Genomic DNA, 23,049 nt, shown 5'->3' on the forward strand with positions numbered 1-23,049 from the left:
AATAATTGTCAAGTATTAATTTTCTTCCTTATCTTCCGGTACCGGAGAGATGAACTCGCCATTCTTGATAGATGGATCGTTGTCCACATACTCGCCTGCCTCATAGTCATAGCCCACGGCGCGGCCCTCTTCGTCCGTGCGCGCGTACCAATCGGTCACCTCTGCTGCAGTGGAGTTAAAGTGCGCGCCCGTTGCGTAGTCGCCGTCCGTCGGCTCGATAGACAGGGCAAAGTTATCGCCATAATCGCGCACGCCGCGGACGATTGCATTAGAGACAGCTTCGTCCTCGTAGAAATGACGGATGGAGGCAGGATCATGGCGCAGCTCGCGCACCAACGCGATGCACATGAGCACGATGATGACCGCGAAAGGCAGGGCCGTCACCGTAATAAGGTTCTGCAGGCCCTGCAGCGCATTGCGGCCGCCGGCAAGCAAAATGACCACGGCAATGCCAGCCATACATACCACCCAAAAGACCGTTACTGCCGGGTTGGGCTTGGGGTTGCCGCGCTGGGTGAGCTGCGAGTTCACAATGGATGCGGAGTCAGCCGTGGTAATGAAGAAGACCACCAGCATGATGATGACGATGGGCGCCATCCACTCCGCTCCTGGGAAGTGATCCAAGACCTTGAAAAAGATGTCTTCTGCCGCCGGCATGGAATCAATGGTGCCATCTGGGGCGATATCGCCATCGCGGCGCTGCAGCCAAATGGTGGTGCCGCCCAGGATGGTAAAAGCGGCAACAATGATGGCGGAGGGAATAAGCAGCACGCCAAGCACGAACTGGCGGATGGTACGCCCGCGGGAAATCTTGGCTACGAAAACACCCACAAACGGCGACCAAGATACCCACCAGGCCCAGTAGAAGGTGGTCCAGGAGGACAGGAAGGCAACCATGTCTTCCCCCTCGCCCATGTTGGCCGAGAGCATCTGTGGCATTTCATCGAGATATTCAATCACTACGGCCGGCAGCATATTGGCCAAGAAGGCGGTCGGCCCCACGACGAAGAAGAACAAGGCCAGCGCCATGGCCAGCACCAGGTTGATATTGGAGAGCCACCGAATGCCCTTGGCCACGCCGGAGACTGCGGAGAAGATAGTTCCGATGGACAGCACCACGATGATCACCAGCGCCGCAGCATTGCCGGTGGTGGACCAGCCGCTGACCAATTCCACGCCGCGGCCGATCTGCAGCGCACCGATGCCCAGCGTGGCGGCGGTGCCAAAGAGCGTAGCAATAATGGCTAGGCCATCGATGATGCGCGCGGGCAGGGAGTCAGTGGAGCGATTGCCAAAGAGCGGCATCAGGATGGAACTCATCAGCGGCACGCGGCCGCGGCGGAAGGACACGTAGGCCACGCACAGGCCCACGATGGCGTAAATTGCCCAGGCATTAAAGCCCCAGTGCATGGCTGCCTGCGCCATGGCGCCCAGCACCGCTTCATCGCTCGCAGCCTCATAGGCACCAGGGCGCGGCGAAAGGTAGTAGCTCAGCGGCTCGAAGGGGCCAAAGAAGATGATGCCGATGCCAATGCCGGCACCAAAGAGCATCGCGGCCCAGCTCACCGTGGAAAATTCCGGCTTCTCCCCATCCAGGCCAAGAGGAATCTTGCCGTACTTCGAAAAAGCCAAGATGATGAGCAAAAACATCAGGAACGTCGCCAGGGCGGTAAAGATCCAGCCCAAGTTACGCATCACCCAATCGAGCGCTGTCGAAGAAGCATCGAAGACCTGCTCGGGCGCAATCACACCCCAGATTACGAAGGCGACGACCAGTCCGCCGACCACAAAGAGGATCGGTTTATCCACGCCATACTTGACCTTCTGGTCCTCAATGGAGACGCCCGGCACCAGCGCAGGGTGGATATTATGCGGGTACATAATGTCCTTTAAGATGCGCTTGGCATTGCGGGTGCGCTTTTTGCTTTCCTCCGAATTATTCACCCCACGCACAGGGCGGGATGAGGAAGACGGTGAAGAAGAGATGGTTCTACTCCTATTCTGTTTTCCGGGTTTCACTTTTAAGAGAGCTGTCTACACATTAATAGAAACTCGCAGGATATAAAGCTGGCGCCAGCCCTATCCCCTATATGCGTAAAATGAGCTACGCATTGTTTACCGGCCTTTAACCTTGGGAGTGACTTTCTATGGCGCTATACCCGCTCGCGACTAGTTACTTCGGCGTGGAGCATGTTGCGGTCCTCGAGCACCCAGTGGTGGGCACCGCATTGAGTATCCCCGGCGTGGCGAAGCACGCTGCGCTTGTCGACGTCTCCCTAGAACCCGATACCTACACCAACGGCTGGCGCGTTCGCTCAGACTTCGGCTTCTTAGGGTTCCTGGACGAGGTCGAGGCGGCGGAGTATCCCGCCTTGGAGAGATTGAAGGCCTCTTCTGCACAACCGCAGACGATCGCCACCGTAGAGGTAGTTGACGGCCAGGTCGAGGTTGCCGTGTCACTGGGCCTGTGGCCGTGGATGGTGCCGGTCAATGACCAACCGCAAGGAACCGCGCTGCTCTCCGGCGGACGAGGCGTGCTGATCGATGCCGCCGCCGGCGACCTATCGCCCTCCCAGCTGGAGAGCATGGGCACGCAGCAATTCTTCGTCACACTGGAAGACCTTGCCGGCACCGCAGTGGCCACCTGCGACGATATGGTGCTCGGCCCCATCGGCGACATTCCTGCGTTCCCCGGCCTGCGCGCCGCGTTCGCCGCGGCCAGCGGCTCTGGAGCGGGGCTTTCCGCCCGCGCCTATGCGAGCCACGGCATGCTTGCCGTCGATATCCCCGCCAATGAGGCCATCCCCGCGGAGCTCTTCTCCCCCGCTGTTCCACCGCTGCGCGTGCCCGCGCCACAACCTGCGATTCCCACCGCTGCGCCCGCAGCCACACCGGCTCAACCCGAGGTCTGGGAGCACACGCTTGCCGGCGAGGCCATCGTCAAGGCGCTGCCCACCGGCTCACGCCGCCCGAAAGGGCCACAGGCCCAGCCGGCTGTACCCGCTGAGCCAGATGCGCCAGCTCAGCAGCACAATGAGCAAGCGCAACAACCGCAGGCTAGCGCCAAACTAGCGGAGTTGGTCTCTTCCATCCCGGGCGAGCAGAATTTCAGCTGGCGTGCGCTCCCAGTTGCCGAAGAACCGGGCCGCTTTTCCTCCGAATCCGCGCGCGTGCGGGCCCGGCGCGTAGCCCGCGACACGTCCCGCCACCGCGGGGGCAATCACCGCAAATAGGTGCGGCCCTGGGTGGCAGAGCCCCGCGCCTCTAGCGCAGGGTGCGTTGGCCCCCGTCGCCGCGGCGGGTAATCCGCTGGGCGTCGAGGTATTCCAGCAGCGGGATGGCTACCCGCCGCGTGGTACCTAGCGCCTGGCGGGCAGCCGAGAGAGTAAAGGGTTGTTCCAGTCCGGCAAGGCGCCGGCGCGCCTCCTCAGGAGCTGAGGGCAAGAGCACGATTCCCTGCTTCAGGCGCAGGAGGCGCCCGGCGCGCTCGGCGGCGGCAAGTTCCTTAGGGCCCAAGCCTAGCTCCGTGAGGTCATCTGCTTCGGGTGCCGCAAACGGTTCTGCCTTGAGTCTTTCCTCAATGGCAGCGACCCCGCGCTCCGCCGCGCCGAGGTCCGCCCGCTGCCCAGGAAGGCGCAGCACTCCCTCACTGCTTTCCGCCTTCGCAGCGGCGATGGCAAGGCCCAGCAAGCCTTCTTCTTGCAGGCCGAGGGCGTCCATGGCCGCCTTGCGAGGCATTCCCGGAGCTAGGGGATGGGCGGCGGTGTGGGCATGCAGGGCGTCGGTAAGCGCGTGCTTCCACCGCGTAACTTGGGAAGCAGCAATCCACCAGTCGCGGAAGGCGATAATGCCTTGCGGCGGCGCTGCGGTAGTAAAGCCATCGCGGGCTAGGTCATCCACACGGGCGAAGCCGACGCGGCACAGGTAAGAGGCAGGATCACGGAACGAGTTCTGGGCACTGAGCTCTTCTGCGCGGCGGCGGGCGTCACCGCGCCGGTTAAGCTCCGGCGGGCGCAGATCGACTGCCTCTACCCCGGCGACGACGTGCCGGCCACCAGGGCTGCGCACTACGAAGCGATCAAGGAGCTGCAGCGGCAGCGGGTGCGCCAGGCTGATGCGCGCGAAATCGGCAGACAGGGGACGCAGGTGGGCCTCTACCCCGGCGGTACCGGTGTGCACGACGAGGTTATCGGGCAGCCCGTCGAGCTCCGCGCCAAAGGTGCGGCGGACATCGAGGTGATCCACTAAGCGCCACGCGCCCGGGGTAAGCAGCACGTCGCCGCGGTGGATATCGGCGGCATCCAGCCCTCGCAGGTTGACGGCCGCGCGGGTGACGGGGCCGAGTGCATCCTGCGCGCGGTTTTCACTATGCAGGCCGCGGACTTCCACGTCCCTTTCCCCACTAGCCGTGGCTACCTTGAGGCTATCGCCTACGCGCAGAGTGCCCGCGGCGAGCGTTCCGGTAACCACGGTGCCCGCGCCTTTCACGCTAAAGGCGCGGTCCACCCACAGGCGCACGGGTGCCTGTGCATCGGGAACGGGCACAGCGGCCAGGACCTCATCGAGCGCCTGCCGCAGCGCCGCAATGCCGTCGCCGGTAGGAGCGGATACGGGAATAATGGGGGCGTCGGCAAGCGGGGTGCCGGCCAGCTGCGTTCGGATTTCTGCGGTGCGGTCCACGGTGGCGCGATCGCTGCGAGTGAGCGCAATAATGCCGTGCTCTACTCCCAGCGCACGCAAGGCATCGCGGTGGTCGGTGGACTGGGCCTGCCATCCCTCATCGGCCGCAACCACAAAGAGGACCACCGGGGCTGGGCCCACGCCAGCGAGCATATTGCCTAAGAATTTTTCATGGCCGGGCACATCTACGAAAGCCACATCCGCGCCAGAAGGCAGCGTAGTCCAGGCAAATCCCAAATCAATGGTCAGCCCGCGGCGCTTTTCTTCCTCCCACCGGTCCGGGTCCATCTCCGTAAGTGCACGCACCAGGGTGGACTTGCCGTGGTCCACATGGCCGGCAGTAGCGACGACGTACACCTAGCTCACCGCCTTAATAGCGGCAATAACTGCGGCGTCGTGGTCGGCAGGGACGCAGCGAATATCCACCAAGCAGCGGCCCTGATGCACGCGACCTACTACGGGCGGGTCCTGGCGGCGCAGCGCGTCCGCATAGCGCTCGGGCAGACTCACCGCGAAGCCGGGCAGCGGGTATTCGGGCGCCCCGCCACCGCCCACGCGGCCATCATGAGACACCACTTCTGCCCCGACTGCCTGTGCAATGGCTTCCGTGCGCTCGCGGTGTGTCTGGGGATCGAGGTGGAGGGCGTCCTGCACCGCATTCGAGGGCGTCGAAATGGCCGCCTCCAACGCGTTGAGGCGCAGCTTATCTATGCGCACCGCACGCGCCAGCGGGTGCTTCTTCACCGCAGCAATCGCCTCCTTGGTACCGAGTAAGATTCCTGCCTGCGGACCGCCAAGCAGCTTATCGCCGGAGGCTATGACGATATCGGCGCCAGCGCGCAGCTGGGCCTGGATATCTGGTTCTTCTGGCAGCGCCGGGTCATGGGTGAGCAGGCCGGAGCCCAAGTCCACGATGAGTCGCGTATCGTGCTCCACCGCTAGGCGGTGCAGTTCTTCTACCCCGACTGCGGAGGTAAAGCCCTCGATGCGGAAATTAGAAGGGTGCACCTTCAAAATAGCGCCGGTGTTATCGCCCAGCGCGCGCTCGTAGTCGGCCAGGTGCGTGCGGTTAGTCGCCCCAATTTCTTTAAGGCGCGTGGCCGTGGACTCGATGAGCTCCGGCAGGCGGAAGCCAGCTCCTATCTCAATGAGCTCGCCGCGCGAGATGATGACCTCTTTGCCGGGAGCGAGCGCGGCGGTGGCCAGGAGCAAGGCGCTGGCGCCGTTATTGACCACTAAGGCATCTTCTGCACCGGGGCAGGCCGCGAGCAGCGCGGCCGTGGCGCCGGCACCGCGATTTTTTGATCTCTTGCCCGAGTCCAGGTCCATTTCCACATCCGTATAGGAGGCAGCGGCGTGCAGGGCCTCTACCGCGGCGCTGGGAAGCGGGGCACGCCCTAAGTTCGTATGAATGATAACTCCGGTGGCGTTAATGACCGGCCGCAAGGAATGCGCATTCTTTTGTTCCAGGCGCTGCGCAATTTCTGCGGGTATCTCGCTAACAGGCAGCTGACCGCGGCGCGCTCGGGCGACTGCGCCCTGGAGTATCGCGCGGATGGTGTGCTCGGCTAGGCGCTGGCGCGCGGATTCTACTTCCGGCAGCTGGAGCAGCTCGTCCATGCGGGGAATATTCCTGCGGGGATCCGGGCTGGCAGCAGGCGTGGGCGTGGGCACTGTGGCATTCCTCCTTGCGCGCGGGTGGCGGAGACGGACAGGAATCGAACCTGCCAGACCGAGATGCTCGGCCTCACCGGTTTTGAAGACCGGGGCGCCCACCAGGACACGTACGCCTCCGTGTGCTCACCTTACACGGGCATTCCCCGGTGCCGGCACACCTGTCACGCAATACCTCCACCATGCCGCTCCGAGGTGGAAACCTCGGCGCCCTATGTCCTATCGCGCCACACACAGGTTCCCTACCTTGCTGTGCAGCCAAATAGTTCCTCGGGATGAGTAAAATGGCGATATGACCGAAGATATTAAACTCACCTCTTTCGCCGCCGGCGGCGGCTGCGCCTGCAAGATTCCCGCTGGACAGTTGGAATCCGCCGTCGAAGGCCTCATTGGTAAGGCCGACCCCAACGTGCTGGTCGGCTTGGACGATGGCGACGACGCCGCGGCCGTAAAGATTCAAGATGGTCTGGCGGTCATCTCCACCGCGGACTTTTTTACGCCCATGCTCAATGACCCCTACGATTGGGGGCGAGTGGCTGCGGCCAATGCGCTCTCTGACGTCTATGCCATGGGTGGCACCCCGGTTACCGCCATTAACCTGGTGGGTTGGCCCAATGAAAAGCTCGGATTGGACGTGCTGCGCGAGGTCCTGCGCGGCGGCATGGATATAGCCACCGAGGCCGGCATCTCCGTTACCGGTGGCCATTCCATCACCGCGCCCGAACCGCTGTACGGCATGGCAGCTACCGGCATCGTGGCCCCCGACAAGCTCATGCGCAATGACGCCGCCGAGCCCGGCCTGCCCATCACCCTGACCAAGCCCATTGGCGTGGGCATCCTCAACAACAAGCACAAGGCCACCGGCGAGGTCTCCCAGGCCGCGGTCGATTCCATGACCACCTTGAACCGTGAGGCCGCCCGCGCCGCGGTGGAGGCGGGCGTGCGTGCGGCCACGGACGTCACCGGCTTCGGGTTGCTCGGCCACCTGTACAAGATGTGCCGAGCCTCCGGCATCGCCGCGGAGCTCGACTTTTCCGCCGTGCCCACCATCGAAGGCGCAAAGGAGGCGCTGGCGGAGGGCTTCATCCCCGGCGGCTCTCGCCGCAATCTCGACTGGGTGCGCCCACACCTCGATTCCTCTTTGAGCGAGGAAGAGCTAGTGCTGCTTGCCGACGCCCAAACTTCCGGCGGCCTCCTCCTCATCGGCGAGGTTCCTGGCTACCCCATCATCGGCCACACCACCGAGCGCACCGGCGATGCCTATATCAAGGCCTAAGATGCAGCGACAGATCCCTTTTCTCCTCGCCCTCGCCTCCACCGCCCTTGCCACAGCAGGGCTGGTGGGGTGCTCGTCCGAGGGGGCATCGCCAAGCGGATGCTCCCCGGTCGATCCCGCCGCGGTGCGCGAGGCCCTGCCAGATTCGCTCGGCAAGTCGAAGCTCGACCCACACTCCACCGACAAGGATGAACATTCCTTCTCAGTGCTCTACCGTGCAGAGGATAAGGAGCAGGTCAGCCTGCTGGGGACGAAGTATGAGGCCGAGGGCTCACCCGTCTGCCCTGATGACCCCAATGAGGCGGCGCAGCGCTACTTAGAGCTGCTGCACGACGACCTCGATGCCCAAAACGCCGACCAGCAGCGCCCCGCCAATGAGTACTCCCCCTTCGAGTTCACCGCCGCTGACAGGCGCTTTTATTGCTCCGCCTGGCCGGTCGAAGAGTCAGTGTCCACCACGTGCGTGACCACCGTGGGCGATGTGGCGCTGAACTACTACCTCCACCGTGATGGTCGCGACTCCGCAGCCGAGCAACAACGCATGGAAGACATCGGCTCGGAGCTCGCCCCCGCCCTGCAGGACCTGGACTAGTCCGGGCTCACCACATCGTGGTCGAGGCCCTGCTCGCGCCGGCGCCTTTCCGCCCGGCGCTTCTGCGGCCCGATGGTGGTCTCCGGATTCTTCACCGCTTCCAGCCCGGCATTGAGCACGCCAAAGCGCGTGCACGCCGAGCCTGCCAAGAGCGATAGCCCAGCAGCCACCGAGACTGCCCGCGACTTCGTCACCGCAGCCACTGCACTACCGACACCGCCAGCCGCGATGAAGTATTCCGAGGCCTTCATCAACGCGCCCGGCCTGCCCTCGTGCAGCGCCTCGCGCGGCTCCGGCTCCATGCCTTCCTCCAGCACCTTGGTCGCCACCAGATCGCTGGCTGCCGCGGCCATACCCAACACGCGGGCCGGTCCCGCGTGCTCGACCGGAGTGGTCGCCATAGCCAGGCCTGACGACGCCGCACCCGCCGAGGAAACGAAGACATACGGCAGGTGCTTTTTCATGTCATTCCACACCGGGTTCGAGGTATTGGACAGCAATACCGCGGTATAGCCCGCGAGCGGGCCGCCAAGCACGCCGGCGACCGCGCCCGCCGGCCTGGCCGATTTCTTCAGCGCCGTACGCACAAACTTCGGCAGCGGCAGCTTGTGACCGGTCGCCGCATCCACTTCCGCGGCGGCCGGCAGCGCAGCTGCGCTGGCAAAGCCCGACAAAATCCACGAGCCCATCGACATTGGCGAGGTCACCTTGAAGACGCGGAACATGTTCAATGCGCGCTCCGGGCGGCCCAAGTCCAGAATCAAAAAGACCGATCCCACGGCCGCCGCGCCAAAGGCAGAGATACGGGTGGTGCGCCGCAGCGGTGCATTGCCCGCGGCCTGTGCACCAGCGGCTAAGAGACCTGAACCGCCGCTCACGCCGCCCAAGAAAAAGTAGGCGCCGATGGGCCATTCCCACGGCGGAGCCTTCACCACAGGTCGGCCATAGTAAGACGAGAACTCGAAGTCCTGCGCCATGCGCTCCTCTTTGGAGCCGTCCTGCGCGCCCGCGCCTGGACGCTTCCGCTTCTTCTTCGGCTTCGTACCGTCGAACTTCCGGTAGCGATTGCGGCGCTCCGGCTGCGGTGGACGGTATTCATCAAAGTTGCTCATTTACGTCCCCCAATCAGGAAGGAACCAGCCACGGCCAACGCCATGCCGCCGATAGCCTTGGCTGCGGTCTTATACATCTGCGGCAAATCGGCCGTCGGCACGCGCGGATCCGGCGGCAAACCGTAGACCTCAGGTGAATCCAAAAGCAGGAAGATGGAGCCGGTTCCTCCCACACCATCGTCCTGGTTGGCACCGTAAAGGCGGGCCTCGGTAAGGCCTTGCTCGTGCAATACGCGCACGCGTTCCTTGGCTGCGGCCACCATCTCCTCGTACGGGCCGAACTGAATGGAATCAGTAGGACAGGTCTTAGAACATGCTGGCTGTTCGCCCTGCTTCAGGCGGTCGTAGCACATGGTGCACTTTTGGGCGACGCCCAAGTTCTTAATCGGCATTGACTCGCCTGGTGTATGGTCCGGCCCTTGTGGGGCAAGCTGCTTAAGCTTTTTCAACACGTTCACGCCGGCATGGGAATTATCCACGTAGTCCACCGTGGCCGTCTTGTCATACTTCAGCGCCACACCGCCGTCATCGCGGCGCTCGATGACGCCAAACGGGCAGCCGGCCACGCAAGTGCCGCAGCCATTGCACACATCATCCTGGACCACCACAGTGCCAAATTCGGTGCGGAACAGCGCGCCGGTAGGACACACGTCCAAGCAGCCCGCATGCGTGCAGTGCTTACACACGTCCGAGGACATGAGCCACCGAAACGTATCCGTATCCGGCGGGGTGGTATCAACCTCTGGGTCCTGCGCCCCTACCGAAGGCATACCCAGGGAAATGAGATTCTTTCCCTCCTCGCGGGCTTGCTCGATGCGGTCATTGTTTTGCTCCACAAAGGCCACGTGCCGCCAGGTATTTGCACCCAGTGCGCCGGTGTTGTCATAGGAATCACCCGTGACGTCATAGCCTTCTACCGGGTTGCGGTTCCACTCCTTGCACGCCACCTCGCAGGCCTTACACCCGATACACACGGAAGTGTCGGTGAAAAAGGCCATGCGGCGGTACTTGTCGTAGCCGTGCCGGTTCGCGTTTTCGGTCAGAAGATTTGTCATTTACTTACCTTCTTCGCTTTCCTCGCCCTTCTCGCCGTGCTCATCCGCATCCGCGGGCTCCTGCGGCTCTGGGTTATAGGTGAAGGAATCATCCACGGTGAGCAGATCATTACCGGAATCCAGGTTCAGGTGCGCGCGCTTCTGATACTCCTTGAGCATCTCCACACGGGCCTCGCCGCGCGGGCGACGCCCCGGCTGGATATCGCAGGCGCCGATCTTGGAATTCTGGATGAATACGTTCGGCTCCAACGTAAGGCCCAGCAGATCATTGGCGCCATCGCCTGCAACTGCCGTGGAATCGGACTCGCCATAGTGATACGGCAAGCCGATCTGGTGGAACTCCTCACCATTGATCTTCATCATCTGCATGCGATCAGTGACCAAGACCTGTGCCTCAATCACGCCGCGCGGTGAGACGATGGTGGCCCACTTACCGTTTTCCAAGCCGCGCTTTTCTGCCAAGGCCTTATCAACCTCGCAGAAAAGGCCCGGCTGCAACTCCGCCAGGTACGGCAGACGGCGCGACATCGCACCCGAGGTATACATCTCGGTGAGGCGATAGGTGGAAAAGACAAACGGGAACACCTCCGAGCCCGGCTCACCAGGTTCTGGGCGCGACAGGTTGTCTGGGCGCTTAATGGTCAAGCGCGTCGGTGACTGCTGCTGCTTGTATAGCACGTTGTGCACCGGGGACTCGTGCGGCTCATAGTGGGTGGGCAATGGGCCGTCGGAAAGCCCGGTCGGCGCAAACAGCCAACCGCGGCCATCCGCCTGCATGATGAAGGCATCGGTGCCGTCGAGGGCGTCCGGGCCCACGGCGTCGACCGGAGCCTTGTAGTCCGGGGCCTTGGTAGCCGGGAAGTCCGGCACGTCATCGCCAACCCATTTACCCTGGTCGGCGTCCCACCACACATACTTCTTGCGCTCCGACCACGGAGTGCCGTCCGGCTTCGCCGAAGCACGGTTGTAGAGCAGGCGGCGGTTGGCCGGCCATACCCAACCCCACTCGGGAGCTACCTCGTTTTGCTCCGAACCCGGAACCTTGCGCGCGGAATGATTAATGCCGTCCTTAAACACGCCGGTGTAGATCCAGCAACCACCGGAGGTACTGCCATCGTTCTTCATCTCCACGAAGGCAGGCAAAAGCTCGCCCTTCTTCGGGCCCTCTAGGTAGTAGCCGTTGATCTCCTTGAGGATATCCTCAGAATTCGGCTCACCTTCCTCGGTTTCCACATAGTCCCACGTGACTTTCTGCAGAGGAATATCTCGCGGATCCGTGGAATCGCGCAGGCGCTCCTTGATCTTCTTGCCTAGTTGGTAGAAGAACCACAGGTCACTTTTCGCATCGCCTGGCGGCGGTGCTGCCTGGAAACGCCATTGCAGCATGCGCTGCGTCTGGGTAAAGGTTCCCGCCTTTTCCACGTGGGTGGCCGCCGGCATCAAGAAGACCTCAGTGCCGATGTCTTCGGTCTTAAGCTCGCCGTTTTTAATCTCCGGCGAATCCTTCCAGAAGGAGGCGGTCTCAATCTCCTGGAAATCGCGTACGACCAGCCACTTCAGCGCCGCCAAGCCGCGGCGCTGCATACCGCCGTTGGACTGCGCCACGGCCGGGTTCTGGCCAAAGACAAAGTAGCCTTCCACCTGCTCATCCAGCATGGCCATGAGCGTTTCATAGGTCGAATGCGCACCAGAGATGCGCGGCATGAGGTCATAGCCCCATCCGTTGTCCTTGGTCGCTGCATCGCCCCAGTAGGACTTCATCAGCGAGACCGCATAGTTCTCACCGATCTGCCAAAAGCCCTTCTGCGACTCATTACGGATTCCATCAACGAACTCTGGCCAGCTTTGCTTGTCGACGCTCGGCATGGGCAAATACCCCGGCAACGAGTGGAACAACGTCGGGATATCGGTAGATCCCTGAATCGAGGCGTGACCGCGCAGCGCCATAATGCCCGATCCAGGACGGCCCACATTACCGGTCAGCAGCTGCAAAATAGCTGCGGTACGGATGAACTGCGCACCCAAGGTGTGCTGGGTAAAGCCCAACGCATAAGCAAAGCAGGTAGTGCGCTCCGGCGTAGAGTTCTGCGCTATCGACTCGGCTAGATAGAAGAAATCCTCCTGCGCAATACCACAGGTTTCCTCCACTACCTCAGGCGTATAGCGCGCGTAATGCCGCTTGAGAATCTGGAAGACGGAATTCGGATGCTCCAGCGATTCATCGCGTTCTACATTCCACGACGCACCCTCCGGCTTTTGCACGTACTGCCACGAATCCGTGACGTACTTTCCAGTTTCCGGATCATAGCCGGAGAACAAACCATCCAAGTCCTCGGTGTCCTGATAGTCCTCCGAGATGATCATCGGTGCATTGGTATACGCCACCACATAATCATGGAAATACAGCTCATTTTCCAGCAGGTAATTAATAACCGCACCCAAAAGCACCACGTCCGTGCCGCCGCGAATGCCAATGTGGCGATTCGCAAACGCAGACGTGCGCGTGTAACGCGGATCCACGTGAATGATGCGTGCACCACGCTTCTTGGCTTCCACCACCCACTGGAATCCCACTGGGTGGCACTCGGCCATATTAGAACCCTCAATGACGATGCAGTCCGCATTCGCCATATCCTGCAGCGGTTGGGTTGCGCCGCCGCGGCCAAACGAAGTTCCTAGACTAGGAACAGTGGCGGAGTGTCATATGCGTGCCTGGTTCTCGAGCTGAATCGCACCAGCGGCGGTAAATAGCTTCTTGATGAGGTAATTTTCCTCATTATCCAAGGTCGCACCGCCCAAACCGGCAATGCCCATCGTGCGGTTGAGCGTACGACCTCCATCGTCCACATCCTGCCAACCGTTCCGGCGGGCTTCCAAGAAACGATCCGCAATCATCTCCATCGCGGTATCTTCATCAAGATCCTGCCACTCCGTCGAGTACGGCGCACGATACTTAATCTTGGTAAGGCGCGTAGCGGAGTTAATCAACTGCTCCGACGCAGATCCCTTCGGGCACAGGCGCCCACGAGAAATGGGCGAATCCGGATCGCCCTCCACCTGGATGACGCGGTCATCTTTGACATACACGCGCTGCGAACAACCGACCGCACAGTACGGGCACACCGACTGCACCACGCGGTCTGCTTCCACGGTGCGCCCATGCTTATCTTTGCTCTTTTGAGACTGCGTATTGACGTCCCTTCCGAAGGGATCGCCACTGCGCAGCTGGCGCACAACCGGCCAGTTGAGAGGGCTAAAGCGAGACATATCCCTAAATCTATATTTAGCTGAGCCAAAAAGCTACAAAGGCTACCCTAACTAGCTTGCACCGCCCAGAGCGCCCGCTTAACCCCCTCGACGATGTCCGCTAGCTCCATCATGGGCTTATCCGTTTTCTCCTGCTCTGTTATATACGGCACGTGGACAAATCCCGCGCTCACCCTCGTCCCCTCGAAGTGATGCAGGAGGCCATAGTGCAGCTGGTTACATACGAAAGTCCCGGCCGTATTCGACAATCGCGCCGGACTATCCCCCACCGCCGCGACCATTTCCTTTACCGGCAGCGTAGAGAAATAGGCCGTCGGGCCGCCTTCCACAACCGGTACATCCACCGGCTGATAACCCGCATTATCAGGAATATCGGCATCCATCACGTTGATCGCGACCCGCTCCGGGGTGATATGTGCCCGCCCGCCGGCCTGGCCCAAACATACAATGGCTTCGACCTCCGAATCCTCCGCGACCTCAATCGCCCGACGCAGCGATTCCCCGAACTTCGTCGGGATCACCAGCTTGACGAGCTCCGCGTCTCCAATGTGATCCGGTAGTTGCTGAAGAGCTCGTTCTGTGGGGTTTATGCTCTCTCCGCCGAAGGCGTCAAATGCGGTTACGAGGATTTTCATGCTGCCAGTATTCCAGATCCCCGGCCCCTCCCTTCCCTCACGCTCACCGGGAAGGGTGATCCAAGCACTCGGGAACCTGCCTGTGAGCGCGAACGACGGGGTTCCTAACCGATCTGTTGCTTGGTAGTGCAGTCGATCTTCGCGTATGAACGTCCATTCTTATCTACTGACGTCATGGCATAGTTTCCGCCATAAGCTCGGCACCCGGTGTAGTTATCGACGACCGGCGCCGGCTGAGGTGCGGGTTGCTGCTCAGGAGCTTGATGCTCAGCCACCTCATCATGCGTCGGCTGCTCCGCTACCTCTACTTCAGGCGCGTCGTGCTCCTGCTGGCGAATCTCTTCCTGCCGCTGCTCTGCACGACGGCGTTCTTCTTCCTGGCGCTCCTTCTCGCGCTTCTCTTCCTCCCGTTCTTTCTCCTCCAATTTCTCGAGCTCTTCGCGGGCTTGCTTCTCCTTCCCTTCAAGCTCGCGTTCCTTCTTCGAGGCAATCTCCTTGGGAGCATCCGGATATGCCGCCTTCTGGAAGGTGCTTCGAGCATCTTTGCGGTGAGTCAGAGCCGCTAATCCGGCCTTCGCTGCTGCTGACTTGTCCAGTACATCCTCGTAGCCTGCACTATCAGCTTCCCCGGAAGCTACAAATGCTGCCGCCGCAGCTTCTGCGCTGCTAAGCGCCTCGGCCATGTCCTCATCGCTGGAAACCTTGCACTCGTCCGAGACCCCAAAGATCCCTTCGCCAGCGTCTTTAGGGCCGCGTTCGGCATTGTGCACTTCGTCGTAAAACTTGTCGTTTCCGCCAAATACAACCGCCGTGGCTAGCCCTTCGGCCGCGACATCCGCGTTAATGAAGTCATCGTCAATAAAGACACCGGCAAGAGTGCGGCCGTACTTGTCGGTCCGCTCGGAGTCATATTCCAACCGAACCTCCGTCCCCTTTGGCAACCGTCCTTCCAAGTACCGCTTGGCTTCCTCCGCGAGGCACTCACTCGGTTCGCCGTTATGGCCGATTTCAGGCGTATCAATATTAAGTAGACGGACGCGGGTATTTTCGCCGTCGAGGTCGACGTCAATGGTGTCACCATCGATCACTCGATTGACCACCACAGTATCTTCATCACCACCGCCTAAAGCTACGGAAGCCACTGCGCCAACTGCAAAAATGCCAACGAGGGGTTTAACCCAGCCCATAAATGTTCCTCCTGAGAAAGATAGAGAGAATAGCTACTTAAAGTTAGCAATGGGAGACATATGACAGCTCAAGCTCCCCTCCCTTCGCGCTCACCAGCGCCCTAAAACCAGCGCAAAAACACCTTTCCGTGAGCGCGAAAGGTGAGGTTTCGGCCACGGCAGATAACTCGCACTTTGTACCTACAGACGTAGAAGGAATAAGCTGAGCGATGTTGAAGTTGAACAGGACAGTATCTGAAAAATAGTCCGATCTGTCCATTTTTATTTTCAAAGGAATCTTTATGTCTCAACAAGAATCTTCGCGCTCCAAGCTTCCCGGCTGGGCCACGGGATTCGGTGCTCAGGTCATCGCGGGCCTCATCATCGGCCTTATCCTGGGCTTCATTGCTTCCGGCATGGATACCGACCCAGACAACCCGGGCTGGTTGACTACCCTGCTCACGGGAGTCGGCAACGCCTACGTCCAGCTGCTCAAGGTGATGATCCCGCCACTCATCTTCGCTGCAGTTGTTACCTCCGTCGCTAATCTGCGCAAGGTAGCCAACGCCGCTTCCCTGGCAGTTTCCACGCTTGTATGGTTTGCCATTACCGCATTCTTCTCCGTCTTGACGGGCATCATCGTCGCCGTCGTGATGAAGCCGGGCATCGGCACAAGCATCGATGCTGCCACCGCGCAGGATCCTTCCCACGTCGGTTCATGGACCGCGTTCTTTGAGCAGCTTCTGCCCCAGAACTTCGTAGGCCTTTCTGCCTCGCTTTCCGACGGCGAAGTATCCCTCAGCTTTGGCGCCCTCCAGCTCCTTGTCATCTCGCTGGCCATTGGTATCGCCGCTGTCAAGACCGGCAAGTCTGCTGAGCCTTTCCTGCGTTTTACCGAGTCCTTCCTGAAGGTCATTCAGGTCATCCTCTGGTGGATTATCCGCCTTGCCCCGATTGGCACCGCGGCCCTCATCGGTAAGGCCGTAGCCACCTACGGCTGGGATGCACTGGGCTCGCTGGGCAAGTTCGTCCTAGCCATGTACGTAGGCATGGGCCTGGTATTTTCCGTGGTCTACCCGGCTGTGCTGAAGTTCAATAAGATCCCGGTCATCGGCTTCTTCAAGCGCGTGTGGCCGGTGACCTCGCTGGGCTTTGTTACCCGTTCTTCGATGGGCGTCATGCCAGCTACCGAGCGTTTCAGCGAAAAGGCTATGGGCGTTCCGTCCGAGTACGCTTCCTTTGCCATTCCGCTAGGAGCAACCACCAAGATGGATGGCTGCGCTTCCGTATACCCAGCCATCGCCGCCATCTTCGTCTCCCAGTTCTACGGCATTGACCTTGACTTCACCCAGTACCTGCTCATCATCTTTGTGTCCGTTATCGGTTCCGCCGCTACCGCAGGCACCACCGGCGCAACGGTGATGCTCACCCTGACGCTTTCTACGCTCGGCCTGCCACTGGCCGGTGTTGGTCTCCTGCTTGCCATCGAGCCAATCATTGACATGGGCCGTACCGCACTCAACGTCACCGGACAGGTGCTGTGCGCCACCATCGTGGCTAAGCGCGCCGGCATCCAGGACAAAGCAACCTGGGATGCTGCCGAGAACGGCGTCAAGCACATTATGGATTCTGACTCGGCCGAGACCATCGGAGTCAAGGCTTAAACCAGTCTCCTAAAAGGCAAAAAGAAACGCCCGCAAGGTAATCCTTGCGGGCGTTTAGCTATGCACTATTACTTCTTGAGGCCGTCAACACCATCGGTGTCGATCTGCTCCTTGCGCAGCTCCTCAGTGTGAGTCTCGGTGTCGCGAACGGTGTCCTTCTTCAGGTTGATCTTCTCAACCGGAACGGTCTCCTTGTTCACGTCTACGCGCTCCTCGTGCAGGGTGACGGAAGCTTCCTCGGAGTCACCGGAGATAGCGCCGTTGTAGTTCTTTGCATCCTCAGCGTTGATCGGAGTGCGCTCGACGCGAACCTCTTCGCGCTCAACCGGAACCTCGACGGTCTCGGTGTCGGTCACAACGTACTTGCGCAGGCGAGCCTCACCGGTAGCCACGCGCTCCTTGTTGACGTTGAGCTGCTCCTCGGAACGGATGAGCTCGCCATCGTTGTTGGTGCGTGCAGCCGCAGCGTTGTCAGCTACGCCAGCCTTTCGCTCGGTAGCAGCGGCGTCGGTGGTGTGGGTGGCTGCCTTCTTCTCGTCAGCGTGTGCACCGGCAACGCCTGCACCTGCAACACCTGCGCCAGCACCAGCAGCGCCAGCACCTGCGGTCAGGTTGTGATCCTTGTCAGCGCCAGCCTGAACGTCGCGCTTGGAGTCAAGGTTGGAATCCTTGTAGTCGGTTACGTCGTGTGCGCTTTCCAGACCGTAGTGCTTGAAGATATCGGACTGTGCCTCAGGGGTCAGCGGCTTATCGGAGTCGAACTCCGGAGCATCCTTGATACGGTCCTTGGAGAAGCCCAGCTTCAGGTCATCGCCGGAGAAGTCGTGCCCACGCAGCGGAACCAGGCTGGAGTTCATGCCGAACAGGCCGTGGTTAACCTCAACGAAGGTAGGCTGGCCGGACTGGTCATCAACGAATACCTCGTTAACATCGCCCAGCTTCTCGCCGTTATTGTCGTATGCGGTTGCGTTAAAGAGGTCCTTAATGTTCTTACCCATTGTCAGTAAATCCTTTCTGCTATTGGTATAGCTATCTTCAAGCAAACAAAAGGACATTTTCTAACCCCAACACGTGGAGTGTGGGGGTGAAAATCTCCAATTGATTGCTGTGACAACCACCATACGGAGAATTCAAAATTTTTCGACCGGCAGAGAAAATTTTTCTGAATTTTGTTCACCGAAATCCGTCTTAATGCAGCTCAGAACAGTTGGTAACGGTTCTATAACATTGGAAACCCTGCACCATAAGCACCCGAACCACGAAAACCGAGTGTCGATTCTCTCGCCCGCAGCGCTTTACATGCACCCCTTCACGATCTCCAAATCGTCCACTGTTCACCACACCCCCAAAATGCGGTGACAGCTACCCCACAGGATTCTCTAAAGAGGGGGTACTTTTTCTCCGAGTATCCACAGGCGGTATACAGGCCCGTACACCCGAACGGGCCTACACACATATTGGTCTAGTACGCATACACCACAGTGGTCGGCAGAAAACTAAGAAGACTAAGTCTTAGCGGAATAGGTACGGACGCCGATTTTCCAGGCCGGCTGGTTCCACATGGATGAACGCACTGCAGCCTGGGTAAAGCTCGTCGAGGGCAATTTCCACTGCGTCTGCAACCTCGTGGGAGTGCATGACGCTCCACTCCCCTGGCACCTCCATGGTCAGGTACACCAACCGCTGGCGGCCAGAGGCCACGGTGCGACGATCCGTGAAGTTTACCGAGTGTTCCTGCTCCAGCCGAGCTAGGAGCTGCCTAATGTTCTGACGCTCGTCGTCGGGAAGCGCCTCAGAAAGCAGGCTACTCACCGAATCGCGCAGGAGGCTATAGCCCGTCCATAAGATATTGATGCCCACTGCAAGCGCCACTACAGGATCCAGCCACCACCAGCCAGTAAGGAATACGGCGGCGATGCCGACAAGGACGCCGACGGAAGTCCAGACGTCGGTAAGCAAATGGCGCCCATCCGCCTCCAAGGTGGCGGAACGGTAGCGCTTACCTGCATGTATGAGCGCGATGCCCACCGCGCCGTTGAGCACGGACGAAAGGGTTGACAACGCCAAGCCCCAGCCCGGCTCTTCAATCGGCTGCGGAACAAAGAAGCGTTGGATCGCCGTGTACACGATCATGCCGGCCGCAATAAAAATCATTGCGCCCTCTACCAAGGCGGAGACATACTCGGCTTTGCCGTGGCCAAACTGGTGGTTATCGTCGGCCGGCTTAGAGGCAATCCGGAGGGCATAAAAGCCGGCGACGGCCGCGACGAGATTCACGAGGGATTCGAAGGCATCAGAGAGGAAGCCCACCGAGCCGGTAAACCAAGCGGCCAAGGCCTTGAGGATGATGGTAGCCACAGCGGCGGCGATGGATAGCTGCATGAAGCGCTCAAGAATGCGCTGCTCTGAGCCTATGGAGGACATAGTCACTTCTCCCTTCGGTTCGGTTGCGGACCGAAGGTCTCGTTCACGGCCGCGGGCACTGCGGGCGCTGGCTGGCCGGGCTAAACGCCAGTATGTCGACCAGTCATCTCGGAATTAACCGAGGGAACTACTCCCCTTCTGGAAATCCTAACTTTATAGGGCATGTGACACCGGCGCAAGATCGAAAAAAGCCACGGGAAACTCCCGTGGCTTAAATTCGTGAAGCTTTAGTGCTGGCCCTCTGCGAACTCCTCTACCAGCTTGGCGTTAAAGGCTGGCAGGTCATCTGGAGTGCGGGACGAGACCAAGCCCTGGTCGCAGTGGACTTCCTCATCTACCCAGGTGGCACCTGCATTGCGCAGGTCGGTCTGCAGGGACGGGAAGGACGTCAGGGTGCGGCCCTTGAGGGCTTCAGCATCAGCCAGGATCCAAGCACCGTGGCAGATGGCGCCGAGCGGCAGATCCTTGCTCATGTGGTTGCGCACGATTTCCACCGCAGCCTTATCCAAGCGGATGAGGTCAGCATTATCGGTACCGCCAGGCAGGATAATGCCGTCGAAAGACTCGCCAGTGGAGTCAGCGGTAGCGGCGTCAACGGAAATCTCCGTACCCTTCTTGCCGGTAATAGTGCCGGCCTCTGGGGCGAGGACACGCACGGTAGCGCCGGCGTTCTTCACGGCCTCTAGTGGGGAGGTCAGCTCAGAGTCTTCGAAGCCATCGGTAGCGATGATGGCAATGGTCTTATTATCTAGTTCAGCCATGTTGCAGCCTCCTTTGTTCGGGTACGCCGCCCACGGTAACGCGGAAGTTTCGTCTTCGCTACCTTCTCTTGCGCGCGAGTGGGCGGCGCCTTCTCCTTCTGACAAAGGGCCGGTTCCAAGCGGTGTGGAATTAGCCGCCGATCTTAAAGTCGCATACATCGCCGTCCTGCATGATGTAGTCCTTACCCTCTTGGCGGACCTTGCCATGCGCACGGGCCTCAGCCATGGAGCCAGCGGCTACAAGGTCATCGAAGGAAACGATCTCGGCCTTAATGAACTTCTTTTCAAAATCGGTGTGGATGACTCCAGCTGCCTGCGGTGCGGCAGAGCCCTGCTTAATGGTCCACGCACGGGCCTCCTTCTCCCCGGCGGTGAGGTAGGTCTGCAGCCCCAAGGTGGCAAATCCTGCCTTAGCCAGGGTGGCTAGGCCCGGCTCATCTTGGCCTACGGCCTCGAGCAACTCGCGGGCTTCGTCTTCTTCTAGCTCGAGCAGCTCGGTTTCGGTCTGCGCATCGAGGAATACGGCCTCAGCCGGGGCGACGAGCTGGCGGAGTTCTTCCTTCTTAGCGTCGTCGGTAAGCACTGCTTCATCCGAATTGAAGACATAGAGGAAGGGCTTAGCCGTCATCAGGTGCAGATCGCGCACGAGTGCGAGGTCAATCTCGCCTTCCTTCGCCGCGGCGAAGAGGGTGCGATCATCTTCCAGAATCTCCTGGGCCTTCTTGGTTGCTTCCACCTCGGCGGCCAAATCCTTATTCTTGCGCGCATCCTTTTCCAGGCGCGGCAGGGCCTTTTCGATGGTCTGGAGATCCGCAAGAATGAGCTCGGTATTAATAACGGAGATATCGTTGCGCGGGTCCACCTTGCCATCGACGTGAATGACATTGTCATCAGAGAAGGCGCGCACTACCTGGCAAATGGCGTCTGCCTCGCGGATATTGGCTAGGAACGCGTTGCCCATACCTTCACCCTGGGAAGCGCCGGAGACGATGCCGGCGATGTCCACGAAAGACACGGTGGCAGGAAGGATGCGCTCAGAGTTAAACATCTCCGCCAGTTGGGTCAAGCGGGAATCCGGCAGCTCCACCAGGCCCACATTGGGCTCGATGGTGGCAAACGGGTAGTTCGCCGCCAGGATCTCGGAACGGGTCAGGGCATTAAACAAAGTGGACTTGCCCACATTGGGCAGGCCGACGATTCCTAGTGTAAGACTCACGGGGCCAATCCTAACGCACCCGCCTTCTTTTAAGGCAAGATGGTGGGGTGAATTCTGATAACCAACCGCTGCCCGATGACCCCCAAACGGGCTTGGGCGATAAGTTTGATGAAAGCTTTGACACCAGCAAGCTGGAGGATGTATCCCCACACCCACCAGGCGATCAGGTAGACCGCTCCGTCATCGCCGGCGAGGTGGTTAAGGCCGCTTCCCTGTGGGCCGTTCGGCTGCTCATCATCTGCGTCTTCCTCTACGCCCTCTACCGTTTGCTAGGTAACTTCTGGCAGGGCCTTTTGCCAGTTCTTTTGGCCCTTATTATTTGCACCGTTCTGGCACCAGTGGCGAAGAAGCTGCGCAATATTGGCCTGCCCGCCGCGTTGGCGGCCGCCGTAACCATTTTGGTTTCTTTCACGGCTGTTGGCGGCCTCATTGCGTTTGTTGCCCCAGATTTCATGCGGCAATCCCGGTCACTATATTTGCAGACGGTCTCCGGCATCCAAAGCCTGCAGCTCTGGGCCCAGGGCCCACCGCTTAACCTCGATAGCGATGACATGAGTAGCTACATCGACGAGGCGGCGTCCTGGCTGCAGCAACGTGCCGGCGCGATCGCAGGCTCGGTCTTTACCGGCATCGGCACCGCCACGTCCATCTTGGTCACACTCTTCATCGTGTTGGTGCTGACCTTCTTCTTCTTGAAGGACGGCGCTAAGTTCCTTCCTTGGCTGCGCGATGCCACGGGCAAGCGCGCCGGCTGGCACCTTACTGAGCTACTTACCCGCGCGTGGGCGACACTGGGCGGCTTCATTCGCGCGCAGGCAGTTGTCTCGCTTGTCGACGCCGTCTTTATCGGCGTCGGCCTCGCCCTTATCGGCGTTCCGCTGGCCATGGCTTTGGCGATCATCACCTTTATCGCGGGTTTTATCCCCTTCGTCGGCGCGATTGTGGCCGGCGCCCTCTCCGTCACCATCGCGTTGGTCTCCCTTGGCGTCACCAAGGCTCTGCTCGTCCTCGGCCTGGTGTTGCTGGTCCAGCAGTTGGAAGGCAATGTTCTCTCGCCCTGGCTGCAGTCCAAGGCCATGGACCTGCACCCGGTCATCGTCCTGGTTTCCGTAACGGTGGGTTCGGCCCTCTTTGGCCTGATAGGTGGCTTCCTCGCGGTTCCGGCGGCCGCGATGTTTGCGGTGGCCTACCGCTACGGCCAAGACATGATGAAGCTGCAGTCGGGCGAAAAGACCGCCGCAGATCTGGACTTTTCTACCGTGGCTGGTTATCTCATCGGCCGCTACACCGAAGACCAAGGGCGTTATAAGCGCGAGGCATGGCTCAAGATGCCGGACTATGCAGCCCCAGAAGGCGCGTTTGCCGACGTCTCCGCGGACGGCGATTCCAATTCCCTCGACGCTGCCCTCAATGTGGAATCCACCCCCAAGGAGCATGATAAGCCCGGCATGCGCGCAAACCTGCGCCGCGCCCGCGACGCCTTCGAAGGCCTTTTGAACGGAGATTCGAAAAAATAATGGGTCGTGT

The 23,049-nt window shown here is 60.3% G+C and carries 17 protein-coding genes and 1 tRNA gene; 5 read left to right on the plus strand and 13 right to left on the minus strand.

The features are described 5' to 3' along the window. Positions 1 to 15 precede the first annotated feature (15 nt). Positions 16 to 1,953, minus strand: a complete 1,938-nt coding sequence (locus tag QP909_RS04825; protein ID WP_284766357.1) for a BCCT family transporter — start codon at positions 1,951 to 1,953, stop codon at positions 16 to 18. Between the two features lie 194 nt (positions 1,954 to 2,147). Between QP909_RS04825 and QP909_RS04830 the strand changes: the two genes are divergently transcribed. After that, complete coding sequence (locus tag QP909_RS04830) at positions 2,148 to 3,233, plus strand: hypothetical protein (RefSeq protein WP_284766358.1); 1,086 nt, start codon at positions 2,148 to 2,150, stop codon at positions 3,231 to 3,233. Between the two features lie 31 nt (positions 3,234 to 3,264). On the opposite strand, the gene selB is transcribed toward QP909_RS04830, so the two are convergent. The 3 genes from selB to QP909_RS04845 form a co-directional block, all read right to left on the minus strand. Further along, positions 3,265 to 5,037 carry a selenocysteine-specific translation elongation factor gene (gene selB / locus QP909_RS04835; protein WP_284766359.1) on the minus strand — a complete coding sequence of 591 codons (1,773 nt, stop codon included), beginning with the start codon at positions 5,035 to 5,037 and terminating at the stop codon, positions 3,265 to 3,267. Beyond that, complete coding sequence (gene selA / locus QP909_RS04840) at positions 5,038 to 6,354, minus strand: L-seryl-tRNA(Sec) selenium transferase (RefSeq protein WP_284766360.1); 1,317 nt, start codon at positions 6,352 to 6,354, stop codon at positions 5,038 to 5,040. It lies immediately after the preceding gene. A gap of 25 nt (positions 6,355 to 6,379) precedes the next feature. Continuing rightward, positions 6,380 to 6,474 (minus strand) — tRNA-Sec (locus tag QP909_RS04845). A gap of 172 nt (positions 6,475 to 6,646) precedes the next feature. On the opposite strand from QP909_RS04845, the gene selD reads away from it, so the two are divergent. After that, complete coding sequence (selD, locus tag QP909_RS04850) at positions 6,647 to 7,630, plus strand: selenide, water dikinase SelD (protein ID WP_284766361.1); 984 nt, start codon at positions 6,647 to 6,649, stop codon at positions 7,628 to 7,630. 1 nt (position 7,631) lies between these two features. Further along, the gene (locus QP909_RS04855) at positions 7,632 to 8,222 is read left to right on the plus strand and encodes a hypothetical protein (protein WP_284766362.1); all 591 of its coding nucleotides are present in this window, start codon (positions 7,632 to 7,634) and stop codon (positions 8,220 to 8,222) included. Here the strand turns inward: QP909_RS04855 and nrfD are convergent. From nrfD to QP909_RS04880, 5 genes are all read right to left on the minus strand, one after another. Then, positions 8,219 to 9,334, minus strand: a complete 1,116-nt coding sequence (nrfD, locus tag QP909_RS04860; protein ID WP_284766363.1) for an NrfD/PsrC family molybdoenzyme membrane anchor subunit — start codon at positions 9,332 to 9,334, stop codon at positions 8,219 to 8,221. The genes QP909_RS04855 and nrfD overlap by 4 nt on opposite strands. Further along, on the minus strand, positions 9,331 to 10,389 hold the full coding sequence (locus tag QP909_RS04865) for a 4Fe-4S dicluster domain-containing protein (protein ID WP_284766364.1): 1,059 nt from the start codon (positions 10,387 to 10,389) through the stop codon (positions 9,331 to 9,333). The genes nrfD and QP909_RS04865 overlap by 4 nt, the downstream gene beginning before the upstream one ends. Then, positions 10,390 to 13,656, minus strand: a complete 3,267-nt coding sequence (fdnG, locus tag QP909_RS04870; protein WP_284766365.1) for a formate dehydrogenase-N subunit alpha — start codon at positions 13,654 to 13,656, stop codon at positions 10,390 to 10,392. It abuts the gene before it with no gap. A 47-nt stretch (positions 13,657 to 13,703) separates the two neighbouring features. After that, positions 13,704 to 14,291 carry a pyroglutamyl-peptidase I gene (locus tag QP909_RS04875; protein WP_284766366.1) on the minus strand — a complete coding sequence of 196 codons (588 nt, stop codon included), beginning with the start codon at positions 14,289 to 14,291 and terminating at the stop codon, positions 13,704 to 13,706. 104 nt (positions 14,292 to 14,395) lie between these two features. Then, positions 14,396 to 15,478, minus strand: a complete 1,083-nt coding sequence (locus tag QP909_RS04880) for a thermonuclease family protein (RefSeq protein ID WP_284766367.1) — start codon at positions 15,476 to 15,478, stop codon at positions 14,396 to 14,398. A gap of 281 nt (positions 15,479 to 15,759) precedes the next feature. On the opposite strand from QP909_RS04880, the gene QP909_RS04885 reads away from it, so the two are divergent. Then, complete coding sequence (locus tag QP909_RS04885; protein ID WP_284766368.1) at positions 15,760 to 17,121, plus strand: dicarboxylate/amino acid:cation symporter; 1,362 nt, start codon at positions 15,760 to 15,762, stop codon at positions 17,119 to 17,121. Positions 17,122 to 17,189: 68 nt separating this feature from the next. Here the strand turns inward: QP909_RS04885 and QP909_RS04890 are convergent, their stop codons facing one another. The 4 genes from QP909_RS04890 to ychF all read right to left on the minus strand — a co-directional run bounded on the left by QP909_RS04890 (position 17,190) and on the right by ychF (position 21,522). Continuing rightward, the gene (locus tag QP909_RS04890) at positions 17,190 to 18,119 is read right to left on the minus strand and encodes a PRC and DUF2382 domain-containing protein (protein WP_239277863.1); all 930 of its coding nucleotides are present in this window, start codon (positions 18,117 to 18,119) and stop codon (positions 17,190 to 17,192) included. Between the two features lie 514 nt (positions 18,120 to 18,633). Then, a complete protein-coding gene (locus tag QP909_RS04895) occupies positions 18,634 to 19,545 on the minus strand; it encodes a cation diffusion facilitator family transporter (protein WP_284766369.1) in 912 nt (303 codons plus the stop codon). A 227-nt stretch (positions 19,546 to 19,772) separates the two neighbouring features. Next, a complete protein-coding gene (locus QP909_RS04900) occupies positions 19,773 to 20,306 on the minus strand; it encodes a type 1 glutamine amidotransferase domain-containing protein (RefSeq protein ID WP_238801624.1) in 534 nt (177 codons plus the stop codon). A gap of 130 nt (positions 20,307 to 20,436) precedes the next feature. Further along, the gene (gene ychF / locus QP909_RS04905; RefSeq protein ID WP_179386300.1) at positions 20,437 to 21,522 is read right to left on the minus strand and encodes a redox-regulated ATPase YchF; all 1,086 of its coding nucleotides are present in this window, start codon (positions 21,520 to 21,522) and stop codon (positions 20,437 to 20,439) included. Between the two features lie 47 nt (positions 21,523 to 21,569). On the opposite strand from ychF, the gene QP909_RS04910 reads away from it, so the two are divergent. After that, the gene (locus tag QP909_RS04910; RefSeq protein WP_284766370.1) at positions 21,570 to 23,039 is read left to right on the plus strand and encodes an AI-2E family transporter; all 1,470 of its coding nucleotides are present in this window, start codon (positions 21,570 to 21,572) and stop codon (positions 23,037 to 23,039) included. Positions 23,040 to 23,049: the final 10 nt, after the last annotated feature.

It is taken from the genome of Corynebacterium sp. MSK195, from assembly GCF_030228885.1.
In the GTDB taxonomy this organism is placed as follows: Bacteria; Actinomycetota; Actinomycetes; order Mycobacteriales; family Mycobacteriaceae; genus Corynebacterium.

What these genes read in the sequence shown, in the direction of transcription:
- QP909_RS04830 (WP_284766358.1), top strand. Translation starts at nt 2,148, where the DNA reads ATGGCGCTATACCCGCTCGCGACTAGTTACTTCGGCGTGGAGCATGTT.
- selD (WP_284766361.1), top strand. Translation starts at nt 6,647, where the DNA reads ATGACCGAAGATATTAAACTCACCTCTTTCGCCGCCGGCGGCGGCTGC.
- QP909_RS04855 (WP_284766362.1), top strand. Translation starts at nt 7,632, where the DNA reads ATGCAGCGACAGATCCCTTTTCTCCTCGCCCTCGCCTCCACCGCCCTT.
- nrfD (WP_284766363.1), bottom strand. Translation starts at nt 9,334, where the DNA reads ATGAGCAACTTTGATGAATACCGTCCACCGCAGCCGGAGCGCCGCAAT.
- QP909_RS04865 (WP_284766364.1), bottom strand. Translation starts at nt 10,389, where the DNA reads ATGACAAATCTTCTGACCGAAAACGCGAACCGGCACGGCTACGACAAG.
- QP909_RS04875 (WP_284766366.1), bottom strand. Translation starts at nt 14,291, where the DNA reads ATGAAAATCCTCGTAACCGCATTTGACGCCTTCGGCGGAGAGAGCATA.
- QP909_RS04880 (WP_284766367.1), bottom strand. Translation starts at nt 15,478, where the DNA reads ATGGGCTGGGTTAAACCCCTCGTTGGCATTTTTGCAGTTGGCGCAGTG.
- QP909_RS04885 (WP_284766368.1), top strand. Translation starts at nt 15,760, where the DNA reads ATGTCTCAACAAGAATCTTCGCGCTCCAAGCTTCCCGGCTGGGCCACG.
- QP909_RS04890 (WP_239277863.1), bottom strand. Translation starts at nt 18,119, where the DNA reads ATGGGTAAGAACATTAAGGACCTCTTTAACGCAACCGCATACGACAAT.
- QP909_RS04895 (WP_284766369.1), bottom strand. Translation starts at nt 19,545, where the DNA reads ATGTCCTCCATAGGCTCAGAGCAGCGCATTCTTGAGCGCTTCATGCAG.
- QP909_RS04900 (WP_238801624.1), bottom strand. Translation starts at nt 20,306, where the DNA reads ATGGCTGAACTAGATAATAAGACCATTGCCATCATCGCTACCGATGGC.